1 protein-coding gene is annotated in these 260 nt (G+C 40.8%); it reads left to right on the forward strand.

Features of this window, described 5'->3' with window-relative positions; all coding sequences use genetic code 11:
• Positions 1-113: 113 nt before the first annotated feature.
• On the forward strand, positions 114-260 hold a 147-nt coding region (locus LB467_RS18890), incomplete at its 3' end, for an FAD-dependent oxidoreductase (protein WP_224475689.1).

The following is a 260-nucleotide window of genomic DNA, read 5'->3' on the forward strand; positions in this document are numbered from 1 at the left end:
GTCCGGACATTACCCGATTAACAGTTAACCGGGAGCGACAGTCTATCATTGACCTGGAAAATGAACAGTTTTAAGGCGTCTCTGATAATCTTTAATTTTTGATGAATTTATGAATGGATAAACAGAACAAATTACCTGTAGTTATTATAGGGGCCGGTCTTTCTGGACTTGTGGCCGCTTACAGGTTGAAGAAAGCAGGAGTTGCAATTAAAATATTGGAGGCCAGAGACAGAGCGGGAGGAAGAATAAACACTGTTTTG

It is taken from the genome of Salegentibacter tibetensis, from assembly GCF_020164485.1.
Lineage (GTDB): Bacteria > Bacteroidota > Bacteroidia > Flavobacteriales > Flavobacteriaceae > Salegentibacter > Salegentibacter tibetensis.